At 70.8% G+C, this 22,227-nt stretch carries 22 protein-coding genes; 13 read left to right on the forward strand and 9 right to left on the reverse strand.

The window, feature by feature from the left end:
* Positions 1-119 precede the first annotated feature (119 nt).
* Together AB5T46_RS00330 and AB5T46_RS00335 are read left to right on the forward strand one after the other, a co-directional pair.
* Complete coding sequence (locus tag AB5T46_RS00330; protein ID WP_370561767.1) at positions 120-1,085, forward strand: XdhC family protein; 966 nt, start codon at positions 120-122, stop codon at positions 1,083-1,085.
* Positions 1,082-1,708, forward strand: a complete 627-nt coding sequence (locus tag AB5T46_RS00335; protein WP_370561768.1) for a nucleotidyltransferase family protein — start codon at positions 1,082-1,084, stop codon at positions 1,706-1,708. Before AB5T46_RS00330 ends, AB5T46_RS00335 begins: the two co-directional genes overlap by 4 nt.
* A gap of 28 nt (positions 1,709-1,736) precedes the next feature.
* Here the strand turns inward: AB5T46_RS00335 and AB5T46_RS00340 are convergent, their stop codons facing one another.
* The 5 genes from AB5T46_RS00340 to AB5T46_RS00360 form a co-directional block, all read right to left on the reverse strand.
* Complete coding sequence (locus tag AB5T46_RS00340; protein ID WP_370561769.1) at positions 1,737-2,072, reverse strand: hypothetical protein; 336 nt, start codon at positions 2,070-2,072, stop codon at positions 1,737-1,739.
* Positions 2,069-3,394, reverse strand: coding sequence for an ABC transporter permease (locus AB5T46_RS00345; RefSeq protein WP_370561770.1), 1,326 nt, complete (start codon positions 3,392-3,394; stop codon positions 2,069-2,071). The genes AB5T46_RS00340 and AB5T46_RS00345 overlap by 4 nt, the downstream gene beginning before the upstream one ends.
* A 13-nt stretch (positions 3,395-3,407) precedes the next feature.
* Entirely contained in the window at positions 3,408-4,574 is a 1,167-nt protein-coding gene (locus tag AB5T46_RS00350) for an ABC transporter permease (RefSeq protein ID WP_370561771.1), read from the reverse strand.
* A gap of 151 nt (positions 4,575-4,725) precedes the next feature.
* Complete coding sequence (locus tag AB5T46_RS00355) at positions 4,726-5,418, reverse strand: ABC transporter ATP-binding protein (protein ID WP_370561773.1); 693 nt, start codon at positions 5,416-5,418, stop codon at positions 4,726-4,728.
* A gap of 199 nt (positions 5,419-5,617) precedes the next feature.
* Positions 5,618-6,862: an efflux RND transporter periplasmic adaptor subunit gene (locus tag AB5T46_RS00360; protein ID WP_370561776.1), complete on the reverse strand. Its 1,245-nt coding sequence runs from the start codon at positions 6,860-6,862 to the stop codon at positions 5,618-5,620.
* Positions 6,863-7,087: 225 nt separating this feature from the next.
* Between AB5T46_RS00360 and AB5T46_RS00365 the strand changes: the two genes are divergently transcribed.
* The 8 genes from AB5T46_RS00365 (at position 7,088) to AB5T46_RS00400 (ending at position 14,080) form a co-directional block, all read left to right on the forward strand.
* Positions 7,088-7,996: an ABC transporter ATP-binding protein gene (locus tag AB5T46_RS00365; RefSeq protein ID WP_370561778.1), complete on the forward strand. Its 909-nt coding sequence runs from the start codon at positions 7,088-7,090 to the stop codon at positions 7,994-7,996.
* Positions 7,996-8,772, forward strand: coding sequence for an ABC transporter permease (locus AB5T46_RS00370; RefSeq protein ID WP_370561780.1), 777 nt, complete (start codon positions 7,996-7,998; stop codon positions 8,770-8,772). Before AB5T46_RS00365 ends, AB5T46_RS00370 begins: the two co-directional genes overlap by 1 nt.
* Before the next feature lie 156 nt (positions 8,773-8,928).
* Positions 8,929-10,095 carry a sensor histidine kinase gene (locus AB5T46_RS00375; protein WP_370561783.1) on the forward strand — a complete coding sequence of 389 codons (1,167 nt, stop codon included), beginning with the start codon at positions 8,929-8,931 and terminating at the stop codon, positions 10,093-10,095.
* Between the two features lie 105 nt (positions 10,096-10,200).
* The gene (locus tag AB5T46_RS00380) at positions 10,201-10,803 is read left to right on the forward strand and encodes a response regulator (protein ID WP_370561786.1); all 603 of its coding nucleotides are present in this window, start codon (positions 10,201-10,203) and stop codon (positions 10,801-10,803) included.
* 100 nt (positions 10,804-10,903) lie between these two features.
* Entirely contained in the window at positions 10,904-11,332 is a 429-nt protein-coding gene (locus tag AB5T46_RS00385) for a hypothetical protein (protein WP_370561788.1), read from the forward strand.
* Between the two features lie 79 nt (positions 11,333-11,411).
* Positions 11,412-11,612: a zinc-finger domain-containing protein gene (locus AB5T46_RS00390; protein WP_370561789.1), complete on the forward strand. Its 201-nt coding sequence runs from the start codon at positions 11,412-11,414 to the stop codon at positions 11,610-11,612.
* A gap of 22 nt (positions 11,613-11,634) precedes the next feature.
* Positions 11,635-12,759 carry a glycosyltransferase gene (locus AB5T46_RS00395; protein WP_370561790.1) on the forward strand — a complete coding sequence of 375 codons (1,125 nt, stop codon included), beginning with the start codon at positions 11,635-11,637 and terminating at the stop codon, positions 12,757-12,759.
* Positions 12,737-14,080: an O-antigen ligase family protein gene (locus AB5T46_RS00400; RefSeq protein ID WP_370561792.1), complete on the forward strand. Its 1,344-nt coding sequence runs from the start codon at positions 12,737-12,739 to the stop codon at positions 14,078-14,080. The genes AB5T46_RS00395 and AB5T46_RS00400 overlap by 23 nt, the downstream gene beginning before the upstream one ends.
* 135 nt (positions 14,081-14,215) lie before the next feature.
* Here the strand turns inward: AB5T46_RS00400 and lpxL are convergent, their stop codons facing one another.
* The gene (lpxL, locus tag AB5T46_RS00405; protein WP_370561793.1) at positions 14,216-15,130 is read right to left on the reverse strand and encodes an LpxL/LpxP family Kdo(2)-lipid IV(A) lauroyl/palmitoleoyl acyltransferase; all 915 of its coding nucleotides are present in this window, start codon (positions 15,128-15,130) and stop codon (positions 14,216-14,218) included.
* A gap of 380 nt (positions 15,131-15,510) precedes the next feature.
* Between lpxL and waaA the strand changes: the two genes are divergently transcribed.
* Entirely contained in the window at positions 15,511-16,797 is a 1,287-nt protein-coding gene (waaA, locus tag AB5T46_RS00410) for a lipid IV(A) 3-deoxy-D-manno-octulosonic acid transferase (protein WP_370561794.1), read from the forward strand.
* Positions 16,798-17,199: 402 nt separating this feature from the next.
* Positions 17,200-17,676 (forward strand): RICIN domain-containing protein, encoded by a 477-nt coding sequence (locus AB5T46_RS00415; protein ID WP_370561796.1) that lies wholly within the window; start codon positions 17,200-17,202, stop codon positions 17,674-17,676.
* Positions 17,677-18,103: 427 nt separating this feature from the next.
* Here the strand turns inward: AB5T46_RS00415 and AB5T46_RS00420 are convergent, their stop codons facing one another.
* The 3 genes from AB5T46_RS00420 to AB5T46_RS00430 all read right to left on the reverse strand — a co-directional run bounded on the left by AB5T46_RS00420 (position 18,104) and on the right by AB5T46_RS00430 (position 20,995).
* Positions 18,104-19,477: a TolC family outer membrane protein gene (locus AB5T46_RS00420; RefSeq protein WP_370561798.1), complete on the reverse strand. Its 1,374-nt coding sequence runs from the start codon at positions 19,475-19,477 to the stop codon at positions 18,104-18,106.
* Between the two features lie 56 nt (positions 19,478-19,533).
* On the reverse strand, positions 19,534-20,196 hold the full coding sequence (locus AB5T46_RS00425; protein WP_370561799.1) for a protein-L-isoaspartate O-methyltransferase family protein: 663 nt from the start codon (positions 20,194-20,196) through the stop codon (positions 19,534-19,536).
* Between the two features lie 130 nt (positions 20,197-20,326).
* Positions 20,327-20,995, reverse strand: coding sequence for a TetR/AcrR family transcriptional regulator (locus AB5T46_RS00430; protein ID WP_370561802.1), 669 nt, complete (start codon positions 20,993-20,995; stop codon positions 20,327-20,329).
* 85 nt (positions 20,996-21,080) lie between these two features.
* Between AB5T46_RS00430 and AB5T46_RS00435 the strand changes: the two genes are divergently transcribed.
* The gene (locus AB5T46_RS00435) at positions 21,081-22,211 is read left to right on the forward strand and encodes an efflux RND transporter periplasmic adaptor subunit (RefSeq protein ID WP_370561804.1); all 1,131 of its coding nucleotides are present in this window, start codon (positions 21,081-21,083) and stop codon (positions 22,209-22,211) included.
* The last annotated feature ends 16 nt before the right edge of the window (positions 22,212-22,227 follow it).

Raw genomic sequence — 22,227 nt, forward strand, 5'->3', positions numbered from 1 at the left:
GTCCGGAACTCGTGCCCGATCGTCGTTGCATGGCCCTGCCGGCCTGACGGTGGGGATGAACTCGGGCAGTTTTGTTCGCATCGTCGACGGCCGTTGCGGCCGATGAGCCTGGGAGTGTCATGTCCGAACAGCGCATGGTGATGGAAGCATCGCTCGCCGCCCTGTGGCGTGGGGAAACGGCCGCGCTGGTCGTCGTCGCCGCCACCGAGGGCTCCACCTACGTGCGTGCCGGGGCGATGGCGCTGTTCGGTGCCGGCGATACGCAGGTCGGCTGGCTCAGCGGCGGCTGCCTGGAGCCGGAGATCGCGCTCAACGCCTGCACCGCGGCGGCCGCCGGGCAGGTGGCGTGGATGGACGTGGACACGCGCGACGACGAGGACCTGTTCTCGGGCTCGGCGCTCGGCTGCCGTGGCCGCCTGCGCCTGGCATTGCTGCCGTTGCGTGCCCTGACGGGATGGGACGAGGTGGTGCGCGACTGGCTCCAGGGCGCCGCGCTGCAGCTGACGATCGAGGAGGCCGGCGTCGTCGCCGCCGTGATCGGCGGCCGGCGCCTTCGCTGGCGATTGCCGGTGTCCGCGGCGGTATCGGCATTGCCGCCGCTGCCGTGCCGGTTGCCGATCGCCGCGCCGCGCCGGGTGCTGGTGTTCGGCGCCGGGCCGGAATCGGCCGGCTTGCTGCCGCTGCTGCGCCGGCTCGGCTGGATGACCACGGTGGTCGAGCGGCGCGAGCGCTGGCGTGCGCAGGCGCAGCTGGCCGACCGGGTGATCGAAGGCGACGCGGCGACGGTCGTGGTCGACCCGGATGCGGCCCCGTACGCGGCGGCGCTGGTGATGCAGCACAACTTCGAACTCGATCGCGCGGCGCTGGCGGCGCTCGCCGGCAGCGTCATTCCCCTCATCGGTCTGCTCGGGCCGCCGCGCCGGCGCGAGGACCTGTTCCGGGTGCTGCCGGAGTCGGCGCGCGCGACCCTCGCGCCGCGGCTGCACTCGCCGGTCGGCCTGGACCTCGGCGGGCATGGGCCGGAGGCGATCGCGTTGAGCATCGCCGCGCAGCTGCAGGCCTGGCGCGGCGGCGAGGCGCCGTGAGCGCGCGGCATGTCGCGGTGGTGCTGGCGGCGGGCGGCAGCCGGCGGCTGGGCCGTCCCAAGCAACTGCTGACGCGTGCGGGCGAGCCGCTGCTGTGCCGCGCCGCACGGCTGGCGCTGGCGACTGCGCCCGTGCGCGTGCTCGTGATCGTCGGCGCCGGGCACGCGGCGATGGCCGCGGCGCTGCACGAGTCGCCTGTCGAGACCCTTCTCAATCCGGACTGGGAGCAGGGGCTGTCGACGAGCCTGCGCGTGGCTGCCGATGCGCTGGCGACGGCTGCGGGCAGTTGCCTGATCCTGGGCTGCGACCAGCCGGCACTGGAGAGATCCCACCTGGAAGCGCTGCTGGCGCTGGCGCACGGACCTGCGTCCGGCTGTGCTGCGACCGTGCACGGCGACCTCGCCGGCATTCCGGCGGTCGTGCCCATGACGCTGTTGCGACAGGCTGCCGCACTGCACGGCGACCAGGGGCTGCGTGGCGTGCTGCGGGCGTTGCCGGAGGCGGAACTGGGCCGGCTCGAGGCTTCCGAGCTGCGGTTCGACATCGATACGCCGGAACAGCTGCGGGCAGCGGTCGGCGCGGGCTGGGTGGATCCGGTGGATCCGGTGGAACCGGCGCGATAGCGGCCGGGAAGCGACGGTCCCGCGCCGGTCAACCCCGCGCCAGCAGCAGCCAGGCGATCGTGCCGCAACCGGCGATCGCCACCACCACCGTGGCGATCCACCAGCGGCGTGCACGTCGGCGCAGGCGCGCCACGCGCTCGGCGTGCACGGCGCGCGCCTGCTCGATCAGCGGTGCGGCCTGCGCCTGCGCGCGCGCGGTCGCGGTTCCGTGGTCGACACGGCCGGACTCGGCCGCCAGTTCGCCGTCGTCGTAGCACTCGAACACGCGCCGGTGCAGGCCGGCGTACAGCGCTTCGAGCTCGCGTCCGGACAGGCGCCGCAGCGCCTCGGGCGCGAGCGGATCGCCCGGCGGCGCCGCGCTCACGCCGCCCGCAGCGCCGTCGTCACCGGCAGCCGCGCCGCCCGCAGCGCCGGGAACAGGCCACCGACGAAGCCGATCGCCAGCGCCCATTTCAGCCCGGTCCACAGCACCGCCGGCGAGACGTCGAACTGGAACGTCAGCTGGCCGACGCCGCCGGCGATGGTCGAGGCGGTATAGCCGTTGAACACCAGCCACGCCAGCAGTCCGCCGAGCAGCCCGCCGAGCAGTGCCAGCAGCATCGTCTCCAGCATCACCGCCACCACCACCGGCGCGCCGCGAAAGCCGATCGCGCGCAAGGTCGCGATCTCGCGCGCGCGCGTGGCCACGGTGGCGAACATGGTGTTGAGCGCGCCGAACACCGCGCCGATCGCCATGATCGAACCGACCACGATGCCGATGATGCGGATGATCGTGGTCATCTGCTCCGACTGCTTGCTGAAGTATTCGAGCGTGGTGCTGGCGTCGACATCGACGCGCGGATCGGCGGCCAGCGCCGCCTTGAACGGCTCGAAGGCGTCGCGACCGTCGAGCCTGACCGTGACCGAGGTGCGCGAGCTGCCGCGGCGATAGGTCGCGGCGACGATCTCGGCGTCCGCCCACAGCTCCGACTCCATGGCGTCTCCGGAGCGGAAGATGCCGGCCACGGTCCACAGGTCGCTGCCCAGGCGGATCTGCTTGCCGACGTCGAGATCGGCGAACTGGCGGCGTGCGCCCAGGCCGGCCACGATCTCGCGCTTGCCGGGCTCGAACCGGCGGCCCTCGACGATCTCCAGGTTCGGGCGCACGTCCCAGGCGCGCTCGCCGACGCCGCGCAGCTGCACGCTGCCGTCCTCGTCGGGGGCGCCGTCCTTGATCGGCAGGTTGGCCGCCACCACCAGTTCCGCCGAGGCGATCGGCCGTCCGTCGGCGTCGCGGGCCACGCCCGGCGCCTGCTCGACCACGATCACGGAGTCGCGCGCCAGCGTCGACATCACCTCGGCCGCGGAGGCGCCGCGCAGGACGATCGCGGTGTCCTCGCTGCCGCTCTTGCGCAGGGTCTCGCGGTAACCTTCCGCCATTGCCAGCAGCGCCACCAGCACCGCGACCACGCCGGCGATGCCGATCACGATCACCGACGAGGCGCCGAGACGCTGGCGGATCGTGCTGACGCCGACCTGGGTCACCGACCCCGCTTGGCGGCCGCGCCGGGTGAGCGCCATCCACAGCGCGAACGCGACCGCCACCGCCAGCAGCGCCTGCCACGGCAGGGCCAGCCAGGCGGCGATGCCGAGCACCACCACCAACAACAGGCCGAGGCCGCCGAGAAACGATTTCAACTTGCCCATGTCGGTCTCTCCGTTAACGTCCGGCCAGCGCATCGACGATGTTCAGCCGCATCGCGCGTAGCGCGGGCAGTGCGCCCACCAGCAGTCCGATCGCGATCATCAGGCCCAGTCCCAGCAGCCAGCTGCTGAGGCCGATCGCCGGCAGGTTGATCACGCCCCCCGACCCGGCGCTCACCATCGGCCCGAGCACCGCCGCCAGCCCCAGCCCGAGCACGCCACCGATCAGCACCAGTACGACCGATTCGGCGAGCACCAGGCCGAGCACGGTGCCGTCGCGGAAGCCGATGGTCTTGAGCACCGCCAGTTCCGGGATGCGCTCGCGTACCGCCTGCGCCATGGTGTTGCCGGTCAGCAGCAACAGGGTGAAGAACACCGCGCCCATGATCGAGCCGACGATCAGGCCGATGTCGGCCATCTGCTTCATCCACGACGCGGTCGCCGCCTGCTCGGTCTGGGTCTTGGTCTCGTTGGCGGAGTTGGCCGACAGCGCGTCGATCGCCTTGGCCACGCGGTCGGCCTGGTTGACGTCGGCGACGCGGCTGACGTACCAGCCCGCCTGCCCCTGGTTGTAGGACGTGGACTCGTCGAAGTACTTCCATTGCAGCATCAACATCTGGTCGTACCAGCCGCCGCTCTTCTTGTCGGCGGCGCTCATCACGCCGACGATGTCGAACTCCCAGTTCTTGCTGCCGTCGCGGTTGGGGAAGATGGTGGACTGCAGCGGGATGCGCTGCCCCACTTCCCAGTCGAAGCGCTCCATCAGCGCCTCGCCGACCAGCACGCCGGTACGCGTGTTGTTGAAGGCCTCGCGCTGCTTCGGGTCGACCGAGATCTCCGGGTAGAGATCGAGATAGTTCGGCGCGACCGCGAAACTGAAAATCTGGTTGCGCGGATCCTGATAGGCGCCGCCGAACCAGTTGGCGTAGGTCACCGCCTCCACGCCGTCGACCTGCGCGATGCGCGCGTGCAGCGCCATCGGCAGCGCCTGGATGAAGGACAGGCGCGAGCCGGTCTGCAGGCGCTCGGCGCCGGCCGCGCTCTGCCCGGCCTGGGCGAAGCTGTCGCGCACGCCGTTGAGCAGCCCGAACAGCAGGAACGCCGCCAGGATCGACAGCAGGGTCAGGATCGTCCGCGTCTTGCGCCGGAACAGCTCGGCCCAGATCAGGGGCAGGTATTTCATGTCGCTACCTCGTGCGTGCCTGTAGTGGTGCTGGGGGTGGAGCGAGGAACGAGAAACGAGGAACGAGAAACGAGTGGGGAGGCATGAGAAACGAGAGAGCGGCTGTCCGCTCCTACTCGTTCCTCGTTTCTCTCCACTCGTTCCTCATCTCTCAGGCGGCATGCCGCACCTGCTCCACCAGCGTGCCCTTGTCCAGATGCAGGGTATGCGTGGCGTACTCGGCCGCCTTCGGGTCGTGGGTGACCATGACGATAGTCTTGCCGTGCTCGCGGTTGAGCGTCTGCAGCAGGCCCAGGATCTCCTCGGCCGAGTGGCGGTCGAGATCGCCGGTGGGCTCGTCGCAGATCAGCAGGGTGGGATCGGACACGATCGCGCGCGCGATCGCCACGCGCTGCTGCTGGCCGCCGGAGAGCTCGTTGGGCCGGTGCGAACTGCGGTCGGCAAGCCCGACCAGGGTCAGCGCGACCTCGGCGTTGCGCTTGCGCTGCGCCCCGCCCAGGTTGGTCAGCAGCAGCGGCAGCTCGACATTGCGCTGCGCGCTGAGCATCGGCATCAGGTTGTAGAACTGGAACACGAAGCCGACATGGTCGCTGCGCCACTGCGCCAGCTGGCCGGCGCCCATGGTGTCGATGCGGGCGCCGTCGACCTCGATCTCGCCGGAGGTCGGGTTGTCCAGGCCGCCGATCAGGTTGAGCAGGGTGCTCTTGCCCGAGCCGGAGGGGCCCATCAGCGCGATGAAGTCGCCCTTGGCGATCTCGAGGTCGATGCCGTGCAGCACCTCGATCTTCTCCGGGCCGCGCTGGTAGGTCTTGGTGAGGTTGCGGGTCGATACCAGGGATGCCATTGCGTTACCTCGTGTCGGTCGGGGACATGCCCCGGGGCTAAGGCCAGGAGTGAGTGAATAGGAGTGAGAAATGAGAGGAGGCGCCTGATCCCACTCGTTTCTCACTCCTATTCACTCACTTCTGTTCTCGGAGCATTCAGCGGCAACAGCCTCGTTGCCATGGGTGCGACGAACGGGGGACGGCGATTTCGACGCACGCTCATTGCACCACTCGTACCCGGCTGCCGTCCTCCAGCTCAGCCGGCGGCGCCAGCACCACGGTCTCGCCGGCGCTCAGCCCGGACAGCACCTGCCGGTCGTCGCCGATCGCGCGCCCGGGCTCCACCGTGCGGCGCTCGACCGTAGCCGGATCGCCGCCGTCGATGACGAATGCGACATCGTCGCCGTCGCGCTGCACGATGGCGTCGGCGGCCACGCGGGCTTCCCGCGGCGCCTGCTCGCCGGCCGGCGGTTCGGCCTCGAGGAAGCTCACGTTGACACCCATGTCCGGCACGATTCGCGGATCCTTCTCCTTCAGCGCCACGCGCACTTTCACCGTGGCCTTGCCGCGGTCGGCGGTGGGCACGATGGCGATCACCTCGGCCGGGATCTTCCAGTCCGGATAGGCGTTGAGCGTCGCCTCGACCGGCATCTTCGGCTTCACCCGGCCGATATAGGCCTCGCCGACGTCGACCTCGATCTCCAGCGAGTCCATGTCGACCACGGTGCCGATGCCGGTACGCGTGAAGCCGCCGCCGGCCGACAGCGGCGAGACGATCTCGCCCGGCTGCGCCGCCTTCGCCACCACGACGCCGTCGAACGGCGCGCGCACGACGGTGTTGTCGACGCCGATGTCGGCGATCCTGAGCTGGTCGCCGGCGACCTCGACGTTGCGCTGCGTCGAGGCCAGCTGCGCGCGCAGCGAGTCGCGTTCCGCCACCGCCTGCTCGTACTGCGCGCGCGAGACCAGCTGCTGCTGCACCAGCGACTCCAACCGGCGCGCGTTGGCCTCGGCTTCCTTCAGCTGCGCCTGCACGTTGCCGACCTGGGTACGCGCGGCGGCGAGCTGCGCGGCGGAGAGGCTGCGCTGGGCGTCGGCGTCGATCGGGTCGAGCGTGGCCATGACCTGGCCTTCCTTCACGGCCATGCCTTCCTCGATCAGCACCTCGCGCACCCGGCCGGTGATCTTGGCCGAGACCGTCGCCATGCGCCGCGCGACCACGTAGCCGCTGGCGTCGAGCACCGAGGCGGACGCCGTGCCGCCGCCCGTGGCCACGACCTGCGCGGTGCGCACCTCGATCCCGCGGTCGCGGCCGAACAGCGCCCAGGCGGCGAGCGCGGCCAGGAGCAGGGCGACGACCACGGCGGCCGCGATCCACGGGCCGCGCCGCGAGGGCGGCGGTCCGGACTTGCGGTCGATGCGCAGTTCCTTGAGCAGGTCGGCTTGGTTGTTCTGGTTATTCATGCGTACCCGGGACGGAAGATCCGGTGCGAGTGTGACGGCCGGCGGCGCCATGGGCAGCGGCCGGAAGTCACGCGATGGCCGGGGTCGGGCGACCCGAGACAGACTGGCGCGGATCCCGCCCGCGATCACCTGACGGTTGTCACCTGCTTTTCCTGATGCCGGCGACTGCCGGTGCCAGGCCCCGGCGCCGAGGATGGCGTCATCCGGCCACGAGGGCAAGCGACGATGCAACACGAAGATGCGGTGCCGGCGCGGTTGCGCGCGGCGGGAAAGCGATACGGCAGCACCTGCGCGCTCGACGGCGTCGACCTGACGCTGCACGGCGGCGAGGTGCTGGCGCTGCTCGGCGCCAACGGCGCCGGCAAGAGCACCGCGGTCGGCCTGCTGCTCGGATTGCTGCAGCCCGACGCCGGCCAGGCCACCTTGCTCGGCATGGCGCCGGAAGCGTTGGCCGCACGTCGCGGCGCCGGCGTGATGCTGCAGAGCGCCGGCATCCCGGGAACGCTGCGCGTAGGTGAGCTGCTCGAACTCACCCGCAGCTACTATCCGGCGCCGCGCAGCGTCGCCGACTGCGTGGCGCTGGCCGGGCTGGACGGCCTGCTCGGCCGCCGATACGGCCGTCTCTCCGGCGGGCAGCAGCGCCGGGTGCAGTTCGCGCTGGCGATCTGCGGGCGGCCGCAGGTGCTGTTCCTCGACGAACCGACCACCGGCCTGGACATCCAGGCGCGAGAGCAGGTGTGGCGGGCGGTGCGCGAGCTGGTCGCCGAGGGCAGTGCGGTGTTGCTGACCACGCACTACCTCGAGGAGGCGGAGGCGCTGGCCGACCGCGTGGTCATGCTGGAGGCCGGGCGCGTGGTTGCGGCCGGCAGCGTGGCGGAGGTCCGCGCACGGGTGGTGCAGCGACGTATCCGCTGCGCCTCGACGCTCGATGCCGACACGGTCGCGCGCTGGCCGCAGGTGCACAGCGCGACCCGCCAGGGCGAGTCCCTGGAGATCGTGGCCTCTGCGGCCGAGGCCGTGGTGCGGCGGCTGCTCGACGGCGATCCGCAACTGCACGATCTCGAGGTGCGCCGCGCCGGCCTGGCCGACGCCTTCCTCGAACTGAGCCGCGAATCCCGACAGGAGGCCGCCTGATGGACGTCATCATCGATACCGTTGCTCCTTCCGCATCCGCACCGCGGTGGCGCAGCTACGTGCTCGAGGCGCGCTGCGAGTCCCTGCGTCTGCTGCGCGAACCGATGTACGTGCTGCCGACGCTGCTGTTCCCGGCGCTGTTCTACCTGCTGTTCGCGGTACTGCTCGGCGGCGGCCGTGGTCCCGCGGGAGCGCAGCTGCTGGCAGGCTACGGCGCCTTCGGGGTCATCGGCGCGGGGCTGTTCGGCTTCGGCGTCACCACCGCGCTGGACCGCGCACAGGGATTCCTGCAACTCAAGCGCGCGCTGCCGGTGCCGCCCGGCGCGTGGCTGCTGGCGCGGATGGCGATGTCGATGCTGTTCGCGGCCATGGTCACGCTGCTGCTGATGGCGCTGGCCGCCACGCTGGCCGGCGTGGCGCTGCCGGCGACGCGTTGGGCGCTGCTGCTGACCGTGAACGTGCTCGGGGTGCTGCCGTTCTGCGCGCTGGGCATGTACCTGGGCACCCTGGTCAGCGGCAACGCCGCGCCGGCGCTGATCAATCTGCTGTTCCTGCCGATGTCGTTCCTGTCCGGGTTGCTGCTGCCGCTGGCGGTGCTGCCGGACATCCTCGCCAGGCTGGCGCCGACGTGGCCCGCCTACCATTTCGGCCAGGTGGCGTTGAAGGTCGTCGACGGCGACGTCGGCGGCAGCCTCTGGCTGCACCTGGCGGTGCTGGCGCTGGTGACGCTCGCCTGTTTCCTGCTCGCACGCCGGCGCCTGGCGTCGGTGGGCTGATCCGTACTTGCCTTTCAAGGAGCCATCGTGAAGAAGCGCACGCCCGGGATCCCTTCGCGGTTGCGCGGCATCGGCTTCGTCGCCAGGCGACCCGCGGGCGCCGAGTGCGTGCTCGACGATGTCGAGCTGCACTGAGGCGGTGGCATGATGGCCGGCATGCACCCGGCCCGCCTCCCGCAATGGCTGCGGCCGGCCCCCGACTCGGTGGCCGGCAACGCCAAGTCTGCTGGCAGGTCGCCCTGGACCGATGCCGTGCACGCGCTGTGGTCGGGTTGGGTGTTCATCACCCCGGCGTTCACGCCCAACGGCTACGACGCGCGCTGGCTGTGGCTGACGCTGGCTTCCTGGCCGCTGTTCCTGCTGCTCTACGCCCGGGTACTGACGGCGCCGGCGCGCAGCGCGCATCGGTACGCGCTGGCGATGGTCGCCCTGTGCCTGGTGCTGCTGCCCTGGTACCCCGCCGGTTTCAGCTACTTCGTGTTCGGCTGCGTGCTGCTGCATCCGCAGCGCGTGCGTGCGCTCGCGCCCTATCTGGCGCTGCTGCTGGCGCTCAACGTGGTGCTGCTCGGCTGGGCGCTGTGGCTCGGCTATCCGTGGCGGATGCTGGCGTGGATTCCACCGGTGACTCTCATCGTCGGCATCGTGGTGCACGTCGAGCACATCGGCAAGAGGAAGGATCTCGCGCTCAAGCTCTCGCAGGAGGAAGTGCGCCGGCTGGCCGCGACCGCCGAGCGCGAGCGCATCGGCCGTGACCTCCACGACCTGCTGGGGCACACGCTTTCGATGGTGGCGCTGAAGTCGGACCTGGCCGCTCGCCTGGTGGCGCGCGATCCGGATGCGGCGCGCGCGGAGATCGAGCAGGTCGCCCGCGGCGCCCGCGACGCCCTGGCGCAGGTGCGGCGCGCGGTCAGCGGCATCCGCGCCGCCGGCATCGCCGCGGAGCTGGCTTCGGCGCGGCTGTTGCTGGAGTGCGACGGGGTGGCGTTCGGCTACCGGCTCGAGGGCGATGACGTCGACGCCGTGCTGCCGCCGTCCGTCGAGACGGCGCTGGCACTCACCGTGCGCGAGGCGATCACCAACGTCCAGCGCCATGCGCGGGCCAGCCGCGCCGAAGTCTGGTTCACGGTCGTGGGCGGCGAGGCGGTGCTGCGCGTCGTGGACGATGGCCGCGGCGGCGCGATCGTGCCCGGCAACGGCCTAGCGGGCATGCGCGAGCGGCTGGAGGCGGCGCGTGGTTGTCTGCGCATCGACGCGATCGAGGGCGGCGGCACCCGGCTCGAGGCACGCGTGCCGCTGGCCGTCGAAGATGACCATGCCCGCTGAAGCGGCGCGCGCGGCACGCTGCCCGATGGCGATCGACCGCGCCGCGGCCGGCGCCGGCCGGCCCTGTTATGTTGCGCCGATGCCCGCTCCGCGTCCGCGCCGTCGATGATCCGCGTGCTGCTCGCCGAGGACCAGGCGCTGGTGCGCGGCGCACTGTCGGCACTGCTGGGGCTGGAGTCCGATATCGAGGTGGTCGGCGCCTGCGCCGACGGCGAGAGCGCGTGGCGCGAGCTGCAGCGGCTGCATCCGGACCTGCTGGTGACCGACATCGAAATGCCGGGCCTCAGCGGCCTGGAGCTGGCGCAGCGCATCCATCGCCACGAACTGCCGGTAAAGGTGGTGATCGTGACCACTTTCGCGCGCCCGGGCTTCCTGCGCCGGGCGCTCGACGCCGGCGTGTCCGGCTACCTGCTCAAGGACGCGCCGGCCGAGGAGCTGGCCGAGGCGCTGCGCAAGGTGCACCGCGGCGGCCGCGCCCTCGATCCGCAGCTGGCGCTGGAGGCGTGGTCCGAGGCCGATCCGCTCAGCGACCGCGAGCGCCAGGTGCTGCGCCTGGCCGGCGAGGGCCGCTCGGCGGGCGAGATCGCCGGCCAGCTGCGCCTGTCGCAGGGGACCGTGCGCAACTACCTGTCCGAGGCGATCGGCAAGCTCGGGGTCGGCAACCGTATCGAGGCCTACCGGCTGGCGCGGCAGAAGGGCTGGCTCTAGGGCCTGTTGGCCCGCCCTGGCCCGCCCGGCGGTACTGGATGCGCGCGTCGGCGAGGCGTAGCCTCGGCGCCATCACCAGGCGAATCCCGGGGAGGGAGCTATGGACACGACGAAGGTGCCGGCCACGCTGTGGGTGGTCGGAGCGGTCGCGCTGGTCTGGAACCTGATTGGCGTGGCGATGTTCTTCCTGCAGACCAACTTGGGCCCGGAGCAGATCGCGGCGCTGCCGCCCGAACAGCAGCAGGTCTATGCAGCGATGCCGGCCTGGCTGGACATCCCGTATGGCGTGGCGGTGTTCGGCGGCGTGCTGGGCTCGCTCGCCCTGCTGTTGCGCCGGCGCTGGGCAGTGGCGATGTTCGCCGTCTCGCTGCTGGCAGTGGTGGTGCAGATGGCCGGCGTCTATGCGCTGACCCCCGCCTGGGCGGCGTCCGGCGCCTCGGGACTGCCGATGACGCTGCTGATCGTCGCCATCGCGGGGTTCCTGTTCTGGTATGCACGCCGGGCGGCGGCGCGCGGCTGGCTGCGCTGACGCGTCGCCGCGGTGACGACACGCCGCAGTCATGGCGCGGGGCGGTAAACTGGCGGCCTGTCCCACCCGGTCTCCCGCCATGTCCGCAGCCGAAGCCAGTCCCGAGCAAGCCAACGCCCAGCGGCGCTACGAAGTCCGCCGCGGCGACCTGCCGCTGAGCTGTCCGCTGCCTTCGATGGCGCTGTGGAACTCGCATCCGCGCGTGTACCTGCCGATCGAGGCCGAGGGCGGCGAGTCCGACTGCCCGTATTGCGGCGCGCACTTCGTCCTGCTCGACTGATCCGGCCGGGGCCTGCGCGCCGGTGCCGACGCAACCGGGACTCACCGTGGTCCAGCTGCTGCCGGCGCTCGTGTCCGGCGGCGTCGAGCGCTCCACTATCGAAATCGCCGAGGCCCTGGTGCGTGCCGGGCACCGGGCGCTGGTGGTCTCCGCCGGCGGTCGCCTGCTGCCGGCGCTGCAGGCGACCGGCGCCGAACACTGCACCCTCGACATCGGCCGTAAGTCGCTGTTGACCCTGCGCTACATTGCGGCGCTGCGGCGGCTGTTCGCGGCCTCCGGCGCCGACATCGTGCACGCCCGCTCACGCCTGCCGGCCTGGCTGGGCTGGCGCGCGCTGCGCGGCATGGCGGCCACCGACCGGCCGCGTTTCGTGACCACCGTGCACGGGCTGAACTCGCCGTCGCGCTACAGCGCGATCATGGCCCGCGGCGAGCGCGTGATCTGCGTGTCGCGGACGGTGCGCGACTACGTGCTGCGGCACTACCCGCAGACCGATGCCGCACGCCTGCGGGTGGTGCCGCGCGGCATCGATCCGGAGTCGTTCCCGCGGCGGGCATCGCCGGATCGCGCGGCGCGCGCGCGCGTGGCCGCGCAGCATCCGCGGCTGGCCGGCGACGGCCCGCTGCTGCTGCTGCCCGGGCGCGGCACCCGGTTGAAGGGCCACGCCGACGCCGTGGCATTGCTCGATGCGTTGCGTGCAGACGGCGTCGATGCGCGCCTGTGGATGCCCGGCGCACGCGAAGCCGGGCGCGAGCGCTACGTCGCCGAACTCGAGGCCGAGGCCGCGCGTGCCGGCGTCGCCGATGCGCTGGCGATCACGCCGCCGACGGCGGGGATCGCCGAGGCCTATGCCGCCGCCGACCTGGTCCTGCAGCTGTCGCGCAAGCCCGAGGCGTTCGGGCGTACCGTGATCGAGGCGTTCTCGGTCGGCCGCCCGGTGCTCGGCTGGGACCACGGCGGCGTCGGCGAACTGTTGCGCGAACTGCAGCCGCGGGGCGCGGTGGCGCCGTTCGATCCCGCCGCGCTCGCCGATGCCGCGCGTGCGCTGCTCGCGCAGGCGCCGGCCCTTCCCGCTACGATGCCCTACACCCTCGCCGCCATGCAGGCCGCCACGCTCGCCGTCTATGCCGAACTCGCCCGCCGCTGACCGTAATCCCGCCGCGCCCGGCTGGCGCTGGGCGCCGCACTGGGTGCTGGCCTTCGTCGCGCTGTGGCCGGCGCCGGGCTACGCCGAAGGGGTCATGGTGCTCGGTGCGCTGGTGGCCATCGTGCGTTTGCTGATGGCGCGCTTCGCCAACGGCACCGCGCTGCTCAGCGTGCAGGCCTGGGCGCTGACCAGCGTGCTGTTCTTCGCCTACTGGTTGCCGGAAATGTTCTCGTCGGTCGGTGCGGTCGACGGCAGCCGGGCGCTGCGCGAGTCGCTGGTCGACCTGCGCTACCTGCCGTTCCTGTGGCTGGTCGCCGCGGCGGTGGCCGACCGGCGCGGGCGCCGCATCACCTTCGGCGGACTGGCGGTGATCGTCGGCATCTGGACCCTGGACGGATTGGCCGAGGCCTTCTTCGGCACCAGCCCGCTGTTCTTCGGCATCGACGTGGCCAAGCAGCTGATCAGCGGCCGGCCGATGTGCAGCGCCGAGGATGTCGCCGCGGTCGATCGCCTCAGCGGCGTCCTCGGCCCCTGCAATCTCAAGCTCGGCCTGGTGCTGGCGAGCCTGTCGCCGTTCGTGTTGTACGCGGCCGGGCGCCGTTTCGGGACCGGCGGCTGGATCCTGGCCGCGGCGGCCCTGGGACTGGTGATCCTGCTGGCGGGCGCGCGGGCGTCGTGGCTCACCTTCGCCCTGGTGCTGCTGTTCTCGGGCTGGCGGCTGCTGGGCTGGAAACGGCTCGCGGGCGTGTTCGGCTTCGGCGCGGCGACGGTCGTGCTGCTGACCTTGGCTTCGCCGCAGGTGCGCGATCGCATCGAGCGCACCGCGCAGATGGTCACTGCCGACGAATCCGGGGTCGACATGGCGTTGTCCGGGCGCATGCGCATCTGGGGCGCGGCGCTGTGCATGGCCGGCGAGCGGCCGGTCAACGGCGTCGGCGCGCGCGGCTTCCGCGAGGCGTTCCCGGCCTGCGATCCGCATGCGGGCAAGGTCTCCGTCTGGGGCGAGGGACCGGCGCTGCATGCGCACCAGATCGTGCTGGAGATCCTCAGCGAGACCGGCGGCCTCGGCCTGCTGCTGTGGCTGGCCGGCGCCGCGCTGGCCTGGCGCGCATGGCGCTATGCCGACACCGAGGCGCGCGATCGCGCGCGACCGGCGATGCTGGCACTGGCGGTGACGGTGTTCCCGCTCAACACGCACCTGGCGTTCTATTCGACGTTCTGGGGCGGGCTGACGCTGATGCTGGCGGCGCTGTATGCAGGGAGCCTGCTGGCGCGGGAAGAGCCGGGGAGCGAGGAGCGAGGAACGAGAAACGAGGAGTGAGAAACGAGTAAGGGCAAGGGCCCGCCGCTTGTGGAGCGCGGGGGTCGCGACTGGTCGCCCCGTAGAGTCGCACTCCCTCGCTCCCACACTCGTTTCTCGTTCCTCTTCACTCGTTCCTCGTCAGTTCGTGCTCCTTCAGTAAACGGCTTCTCCATCCGGCCGGCGCTTGAAGCGGCGGTGGATCCATAGGTACTGCGCCGGCGCGGCGCGCACCATCGCCTCGATGCCGGCCATGACACGTGCCGTGTCCGCGGTCGCGTCGCGCGAGGGAAAGTCCTCGAGCGCCGGCGACAGCCGCAGCGAGTAGCCGCCGTCCGCGCGGCGCTCGTGCCGGAACAGCACCACCGCCGCGCCCGACAGCCGCGCCAGCTGGTGGGTGGAGGTCAGGCTGTGCGCCGGCTGGCCGAAGAACGGCACGTAGACGGCATCGCCGCGGCTCGGGTCCTGGTCCGGTGCGTACCAGAGCAGGCCGCCGCGCTTGAGGTGGCGCACGGTGCCGCGCACGTCCTGCTTGGGGAACATCGCCGCCGCGTAGCGCGCGCGCCCGCGGCGGACCGCCCATTCCATCGCCGGCTCCGCATGCGGGCGGTACATGCCGGCCAGCGGCACGCGGTCGCACATCAGCCGGCCGCAGACCTCGAGCGTGGTGAAGTGCCCGGAGACCACGATCACGCCGCGGCCGCCGGCGCGCGCAGCCTGCAGATGTTCCAGGCCCTCGACCACGAGACCGCGCCGCAGCGGTTGCACCGATCCCCACCACGCGCGGGCGAACTCGAACAATCCGATGCCCAGCGTCACGAAGTGCGCGCGCAGCAGGGCTGCACGGGCTTCGGGGTCGAGTTCGGGAAAGCACAGTGCCAGGTTGCGCTCGGCCACCTTGCGCCGCTTGCCCAGCAGTCGCCGCAGCAACGCACCGAGCCCGCGTCCCAGTACCCGTTGCCACGACCAGGGCAGCCGCGCCGCGGCGGCCATCAGGCCGATGCCGATCCACGCCGGCCAGTGCCGCAGCGCCAGGGGCGGGCGGTGGAGTGTCGTGCCGGTGCGGGTCATGGGGGAATTGTACGGGCGGGCGGCGATCGAGCGAGGAAGGCGGGAGACGGAAGACGAGACGAGAGACGTAAAGCCTGGCGCCGATACCGTCATCCCAGCGCAAGCTGGATTGCGAAGGCCGAAGTGAACATTCGCGCCAGCGAATGGCCCGAAGCGCTTGCCCCGCACTCGATACGGGGCAAGCGCAGCGAGTCATCCATTTTGATCTGGTCCGCTTCGACCAGCCAAACGACTGCAGCTGGATCCCAGCGTGCGTTGGGATGACGGGGGATTACGCGCACTGCTCAATGGATCCCAGCTTGCGCCGGGATGACGAGCGATTATGCGCACCGCACCGCGCAACCGCGCACGGCCGGCGGGCCAGCGGGTATCCTTCCGCGATGCCGGAAACCCTCGTCGAACGCCTGCTGCGCGGCCTGTACTCGGCCGTGCTCTATGTCCTGGTGCCGGTGACGGTGTATCACCTGATCTGGCGTGGTTTCCGCCAGGCCGAATACTTCCAGCGCTGGAGCGAGCGCTACGCCTCGTATCGCGATGCGCCGCACGCCGCCACCGTCTGGGTGCATGCGGTGTCGGTGGGCGAGGTCAACGCGGCGGCGCCGCTGATCGACGCCCTGCTGCACCAGCGCCCCGACCTGCGCCTGCTGGTGACCACCATCACCCCGACCGGCTCGGCGCGGGTGACGACACTCTGGGACGGGCGCGTCGAGCACGTGTACCTGCCCTACGACCTGTCCGGCGCGGTGCGCCGCTTCCTCGATCATTACCGGCCGCAGCTGGGCCTGATCGTGGAAACCGAGCTGTGGCCGAACCTGCTGTTCTGCTGCCGCGACCGCGGCATCCCGGTATACGTGGTCAATGCGCGGCTGTCGGCGCGCTCGCTGCGCGGCTACCGGGTGCTCCGGCCGCTGGTCGGCCGCGCGCTGCGCACGGTGCGGGTGGTGGCGGCGCAGTCGGTCGACGACGGCAGGCGGTTCGAGCGCCTCGGCGCCTCGGCCGGGCAGATCGTGGTCACCGGCAATCTCAAGTACGACATCGCCGTCGATCCCGCGCTGGACGCGTTCGTGCGCGGTTTCCGCGCCCGCATCGGCGCCCGGCCGGTGTGGATTGCCGCCAGCACCCACGAGGAGGAGGAAGCGCCGGTCGTGGAGATCCATCGCCGGCTGCGCGAACGCTGGCCGGACCTGCTGCTGCTGTGGGCGCCGCGGCACCCGGAGCGCTTCCGCGCCGTCGCGCAGCAGGCGGTCGCCGCCGGCTGGCGCACCGCCACCCGCAAGTTCACCCACTGGCCGGACGCGGACGATGCGGTGTTCGTGGTCGACACGCTCGGCGAGCTGATGAACTTCTACGGCTGCGCCGACGTGGCGTTCGTCGGCGGCAGCCTGCAGGACGTGGGCGGGCACAACCTGCTCGAGCCGGCCGCGGTCGGCACCGCCGTGGTGACCGGCCCGCACTTGCACAACTTCAGCGAGATCGCGCGCCGGCTCGAGCAGGCCGGCGGCCTGCGCGTCGGCGCCGATGCCGCCGCGGTGGGCGCGGCGCTGGAAGCATTGCTGGCCGACAGCGGGCAGCGCGCGGCGATGACTTCGGCCGCGGCGGCGCTGGTGGAGGAGGGGCGCGGTGCGGTCGAGCGGACCTTGACCGTGGTCTACGCCGACCTGCCGTAGAGCGGAGCTTGCTCTGCTGCTTTTGCGTACCGCCGATATCGAGCCGGCATGAGCCGGTGTCGCGTGTCGATGCCGCAGGCCGTTGGGCGTCGGCTCCCGGAGGCCGAGTAGCCGAGCAAGCTCGGCTCTACCTGAGCGGGCTGGGCTTCACTGCTGCTGCGGAGCATTCAGGTGCGCCTCGGCCAAGCCATCAACGTCCAGCCGGCCCTATGCGCCAGCAGAAGCTGGTTGCCGGATAGATCCCATGACGACTGGGATTACGATGCTGCTGTCAGACAAAGCGGGATGTCATGGAGCGCGTACACCGAGCACTATTGATTTTGATCAACATCACGAAAATCTTCGCGACAGAGAGTGTAACGTGCTTGTGCCTCAATCCCACGAGGCGTCCAAGGAGTTCACATGAAAAAGGAAATCCTATCAGCTCTTGCTTTCGCCGTTGTTGCCGGGTTCTCCAGTAATGCCTCGGCAACTATTTCAACGATAGAGAGTTCAAGCTATCAAACTTGTTTGATTCCAGCATCAGGGTCCGCCGAAGCACTCGTAGTAGGAGGGGTCTGCAGCGCCGTCCAAAACCAGAGTTGGTTCTGGAGGCTTGAGTTTATTGGTCAGAGCGAACATGTACGCATACGCAATACTCAAACGAACCTTTGCCTGGATCTTCAAACCGTAAGTACGGCCGATTCTGTTCGGGTAGTGCAAAGGGCTTGCGGTACCTCTTACACGCAGCGCTGGACTCTATCTACTGTTGCTGGCATCGCGCGAACGTTTAGAAACGGACATAGCGCAAAGTGCTTGGCAATGGATAACTCCACCGGCATCATTTATCAATGGGGTTGTAACGGAACGACTAGTCAACGGTGGTGGATGTTTCTGTAGCGGATGATGCGAGTAATTGGTCGCCTGTAAAGATTGACGGGTGTTCTTTATGGGCATCCGTCGATCTTCTTGGTCAGAAGTTCATTTTCTTTGCCGCGAGTGCAGCATGCAAAGTGCGGCGCCAAGCTACATCGCCGCTGCCGTGCTAATCGAGCCCGGTCGCATAACAATCGCGCACATTCCGCCGTCGTCTACGCCGACCTGCCGTAGAGCGGAGCTTGCTCCGCTGCTTTTGCGTGGCCCCGTTATTGGCCGGCATGAGCCGGTGTCGCGTGTCGATGCCGCAGACCGTCGGGCGTCGGCTCCGGGGCCGGCGTAGCCGAGCAAGTTCGGCTCTACGGACGCAGGCTTCGGAGCCGGTGCAGCCGAGCAAGCTCGGCTCTACGGATACGGGCTCCGGAGCCGGTGCAGCGGAGCGAGCTCCGCTCTACTGCGGGGGAGCCGTCAGGCGCGCCTCGGCCTCGGTGGTGAGCAGGCCGTTGATGTCCCGCAGATCGTCGATGTCGAGGGTGCCGGCGGCCTGCGCCAGCAGCAGCCGGTTCTGCAGGAAGTTGTAGCGCGCCAGCGCGTGCTGCTGCTCGGCGTTGAACAGGGTCTGCTGGTTGATCAGCACGTCGACCACGGTGCGGGTGCCGACTTCCAGCCCGACCTGCGAGGCCTCGTAGGCGCTGCGCGCGGAGATCACCGCCTGGCGCCGCGCCTCGATCTCGGAGACACCGGCGACCACGGTCTGGTAGGCGTTGCGGGCGTTGCGCTCGAGCGCGCGGCGGGTCTGCTCCAACTGGTCCCGGGCGATCTCGCGGCGGGCGATCGCCTCGCGCACGCCGGACTGGGTGGCGCCGCCGCTGAAGATCGGCACGGTCAGGGTCAGGCCGATGTTGTGGCCCTCGCTGGAGGGGGATTGCAAGATGGCATCGGGGTCATTGGGGTCAGTGGGGTCGGCATCACGGATACGGCTTCCCCAGGACGCACTGTTGCTGTAGCCGGCGCCGAGCGTGAGCCGCGGCAGATGTCCGGATTTGGCCGTGGTGACATTGTGCTCGGCCGCCTGGTAGGCGTATTCGGCCGCGCGCAGCGACGGGTTGTTGGCGATCGCGGTGGCGACCCAATCGTCGGCGGCGCCTTCGGCCGGCACCTCCGGCTGGAAGTCGTCCGGCAGCGCGCGCAGGTCGCGCACCGGCCGCCCGGTGATCTCGGCCAGCGCCTGGTAGGCGTCCTCGAGCTCGTTGCGGGCGAGGATCACGTTGGCGCGGGCGCCGTCGTACTGCGCGCGGGCCTCGTGGACGTCGGTGATCGGCGCCAGGCCCACTTCCAGTCGCTTGTCGGCGAAGTCGTACTGCTTCTGCAGCGCCGCCTCGGACGCCTCGGCGGCGGCCAGGGTCTCGATCGCCACCAGCACGTTGAAGTACGCGGCGGCAGTGCGGGTGATCAGCTCGTCGTTGGCGGCGTCCAGGTCGAAGCCGGCGGCGGTGTCGAGGTCGCGCTGCGCGCGCAGGCTGGAAATCTGCCCGAGATCGAACACGGTCTGGTTGAGGTCGACGCCGGCGTTGCGCCGGCGCAGGTCGCCGCTTGTGCCGGCCAGATAGCTGTGGCTGAGCGACGCGCTGCCGGTGATCTGCGGCAACAGCTGCGCCCGCGCCTGCACGCGACCCTCGCGGGCGATGTCGCGATTGGACTCGGAGATCGACAGCTGCGGGTCGCCGCTGCGGGCCAGCTCATAGGTCTGCAGCAGGTCCTGGGCGAAGGCCGAGGCCGGCAGCAGGGCGAGGGTGAGGGCGATTGCTAGAGGGCGGCGAAGCATGCGGGGGTCCTTTGCGTGTCCGGTGAGGTCCGTGCGGGTGTGCGCGGAGGCTCGGGTCAGAGCTGGAATTCGGGCGCCGGCGCGGCGCCGGCGAGATAGCCGAGGTCGGTTTCGAACAACGATTCGGTACGCGCGGCGTTGACGTCGTCGCCGACCATGTGCACCAGCACCGCCTCCATCGCCGGCGCACGGCCGTGGACGACGAACATCCGCCCACCGGGACGCAGCCAGCCGAGGAAACGTGACGGGACGCGGTCGACCGCGGCAGTCACGCAGATCGCGTCGAAGCGGCGTTCGGTGTCCCAGGCGAAGGCGTCGGCGGTCTCGACCGCGACATTGCCGATGCCATGAGCGCCCAGGCGCGCGCGCGCGGCCTCGGCGAGGTCGGCGTGGCGCTCGAGGCTGACCACGTCGCGCGCCAGGCGACCGAGGCAGGCGCTCAGGTACCCGCTGCCGGTGCCGATCTCCAGCACGTCGTCGCCGGCGGCCGGCGCCAGCGACTGCAGGATCCGTCCGGTGACGACCGGCTTGAGCATGCGCTCGCCGTGGCCGAGCGGAATCTCGATGTCGCTATAGGCCAGCGCGCGGTACGGCTCGGGCGCGAAGTCTTCGCGCGGCAGTTCGGCGAGCACGTCGAGCACGCGCTGGTCCAGCACGTCCCATGGCCGGATCTGCTGTTCAACCATGGTGTCGCGGGCTTGGGCATAGTCCATCGTCATCGTGGCGGTCTCGTGCGCGGGGAGCGCAAGTTTAGCGGGCATTGCGGGGGAGCGGCCGCACCAGGCGTCCGCGGACAGCATCGCCGCCCGCGGGACGATGACTGAGTGCCATAAGTCATCGCGACGCAGGTCACGGTGTGGCGTTCGGGCGCCGGGGTGCATAGGCGCGTAGGAACATGTCGACCGAGGCCTCGATATGCGCCTCGCGGTACGCCTCGCACTGCATGTCCTCGTCGCAGCACTCGAACACCATCATCATGTGCAGGTCGCCCTTGAGCAGGGTAAAGAACTGCGCGGAGGCGCGCGGGATGTCGTCGATCTCCAGTTGCCCGGCCTTGACCCGCCGCCGCAGCAGTTCGGCGAAGGCGTTCTGTACGCGCACCGGTCCGCCTTGCCAGAAGGCCCGGGGCAGGCGCTTCTCGACCATCTGCGGCGTGCACAGCAGCCGATGCCCGGAGATCGCCTCGGGCGAGGTGACCATGGCGAAGAACGCGTGCGCGATCTCCAGCAGGCGCTCCCGCAGCGGCCGTCCCGGCGACGGATCGAAGATCGAGATCGGCATCTGCTGTTCGCAATAGGCCTTGGCGGCCTCGGCGAACAGCGTGTCCTTGTCGCCGAAATGGCTGTAGACGGTGAGCTTGGAGACGCCGGCCTCGCCGGCGATCTGGTCCATGCTGACGCCCTCGTAGCCCTGCTGCAGGAACATGCGCTCGGCGGCATCGAGGATCGCCGCGCGCTTGGTCAGGTCCTTGGGGCGGCCGGGACTGGCCGTGGCCTTGGGAAGGGGTTTTCGCGACATGGGGTAATACTAGACCAACGGGTTTGATATTTATACTATACGGTTCGGTTCATTAATTTGCCGATACGGCACTCGGAGACCCGCGATGGGCGGCAATCGTGGAAGAGGCGCGGTCCTGGCCCTGGCGCTGCTGCTGGGCGGCTGCGGAAATGGCGCTGGGACGGAGGCCGCGCCGCGCCCGGTCCTGGTCGAGCGCCCGGCCGGGGGCGCGGCCGGCGCGGCGCTGGCGCTGGCCGGCGAGATCCGCGCGCGCGCGGAGAGCGCGCTGTCGTTCCGGGTCGGCGGCAAGCTGGTGCAGCGCCATGTCGACATCGGCGCCGTGGTCCGCCGCGGCGATCTGCTCGCCGAACTCGATCCCGGCGACCAGCGCCTGCAGGCGCGGTCGGCCCAGGCCCAGTACGCCGCGGCCGACGCCGAGCTCAAGCGCGCACGCGCCGACCAGGCGCGCTACGAACGGTTGGCCGCGCAGCAGCTGGTCAGCCAGTCGACCCTCGACGCCCAGACCGCCGCCTTCCGCGCCGCGCAGGGGCAGGCGCGGGCGGCGCGCGCGCAGCTGGACGTGGCCCGCAACCAGGCCGGCTACACCGAACTGCGGGCGCCAGAGGACGGCGTGATCGCCGATCGCCAGGCCGAGGCCGGGCAGGTCGTCGCCGCCGGGCAGACGATCTTCACCCTGGCCGGCGATGGCGGCCGCGAGGTCGCGGTCGCGCTGCCGGAATCGCGCATCCGCGCGTTCCGGATCGGCCAGGAGGTCGCGGTGGAGTTGTGGAGTGCGCCGGGGCGGCGCTGGTCCGGACGCATCCGCGAGATCGCGCCGGCGGCCGACCCGCAGGCACGCACCTATGCCGCGCGCGTCGCGCTGGAGGACGCCGCCGCCGCCGCGGTCGAACTGGGCCAGAGCGCGCGCGTGTATGCCGCCGATGCGGACGGCGCGGCCATCAGCGTGCCGCTGTCGGCGGTGCAGCGCGGCGACGACGGCGGCACTGCGCTGTGGGTGGTCGATCCGCAGGACCCGGTCGCCCGGCAGGTGCCGGTCAGGCTGGGCGAGTTCGGCGCCGAACGCGTCCCGGTGCTCGACGGCCTGCCCGCGGATGCGCTGGTGGTCGTCGCCGGCGGCCACCTGCTGCGGGAGGGCCAGCCGGTCGCCCCGTTAGACCGCGACAACAGACCCATAAAACCGAACCCCCCGAAGTCCGCAACCACGAAGGCACCGTAATGTCGCCGCAGCGATT

This window comes from Luteimonas salinilitoris, from assembly GCF_041300785.1.
GTDB lineage: Bacteria > Pseudomonadota > Gammaproteobacteria > Xanthomonadales > Xanthomonadaceae > Luteimonas > Luteimonas salinilitoris.

Bases quoted from the DNA above. Each gene is read 5' to 3' on its own strand.
- waaA (WP_370561794.1), top strand. From the start codon at position 15,511: ATGCCGGAAACCCTCGTCGAACGCCTGCTGCGCGGCCTGTACTCGGCC.
- AB5T46_RS00375 (WP_370561783.1), top strand. From the start codon at position 8,929: ATGCACCCGGCCCGCCTCCCGCAATGGCTGCGGCCGGCCCCCGACTCG.
- AB5T46_RS00350 (WP_370561771.1), bottom strand. From the start codon at position 4,574: ATGAAATACCTGCCCCTGATCTGGGCCGAGCTGTTCCGGCGCAAGACG.
- AB5T46_RS00385 (WP_370561788.1), top strand. From the start codon at position 10,904: ATGGACACGACGAAGGTGCCGGCCACGCTGTGGGTGGTCGGAGCGGTC.
- AB5T46_RS00360 (WP_370561776.1), bottom strand. From the start codon at position 6,862: ATGAATAACCAGAACAACCAAGCCGACCTGCTCAAGGAACTGCGCATC.
- AB5T46_RS00355 (WP_370561773.1), bottom strand. From the start codon at position 5,418: ATGGCATCCCTGGTATCGACCCGCAACCTCACCAAGACCTACCAGCGC.
- AB5T46_RS00370 (WP_370561780.1), top strand. From the start codon at position 7,996: ATGGACGTCATCATCGATACCGTTGCTCCTTCCGCATCCGCACCGCGG.
- AB5T46_RS00400 (WP_370561792.1), top strand. From the start codon at position 12,737: ATGCCGAACTCGCCCGCCGCTGACCGTAATCCCGCCGCGCCCGGCTGG.
- AB5T46_RS00380 (WP_370561786.1), top strand. From the start codon at position 10,201: ATGATCCGCGTGCTGCTCGCCGAGGACCAGGCGCTGGTGCGCGGCGCA.
- AB5T46_RS00345 (WP_370561770.1), bottom strand. From the start codon at position 3,394: ATGGGCAAGTTGAAATCGTTTCTCGGCGGCCTCGGCCTGTTGTTGGTG.
- lpxL (WP_370561793.1), bottom strand. From the start codon at position 15,130: ATGACCCGCACCGGCACGACACTCCACCGCCCGCCCCTGGCGCTGCGG.
- AB5T46_RS00420 (WP_370561798.1), bottom strand. From the start codon at position 19,477: ATGCTTCGCCGCCCTCTAGCAATCGCCCTCACCCTCGCCCTGCTGCCG.
- AB5T46_RS00435 (WP_370561804.1), top strand. From the start codon at position 21,081: ATGGGCGGCAATCGTGGAAGAGGCGCGGTCCTGGCCCTGGCGCTGCTG.
- AB5T46_RS00415 (WP_370561796.1), top strand. From the start codon at position 17,200: ATGAAAAAGGAAATCCTATCAGCTCTTGCTTTCGCCGTTGTTGCCGGG.
- AB5T46_RS00365 (WP_370561778.1), top strand. From the start codon at position 7,088: ATGCAACACGAAGATGCGGTGCCGGCGCGGTTGCGCGCGGCGGGAAAG.
- AB5T46_RS00430 (WP_370561802.1), bottom strand. From the start codon at position 20,995: ATGTCGCGAAAACCCCTTCCCAAGGCCACGGCCAGTCCCGGCCGCCCC.
- AB5T46_RS00425 (WP_370561799.1), bottom strand. From the start codon at position 20,196: ATGACGATGGACTATGCCCAAGCCCGCGACACCATGGTTGAACAGCAG.
- AB5T46_RS00330 (WP_370561767.1), top strand. From the start codon at position 120: ATGTCCGAACAGCGCATGGTGATGGAAGCATCGCTCGCCGCCCTGTGG.
- AB5T46_RS00390 (WP_370561789.1), top strand. From the start codon at position 11,412: ATGTCCGCAGCCGAAGCCAGTCCCGAGCAAGCCAACGCCCAGCGGCGC.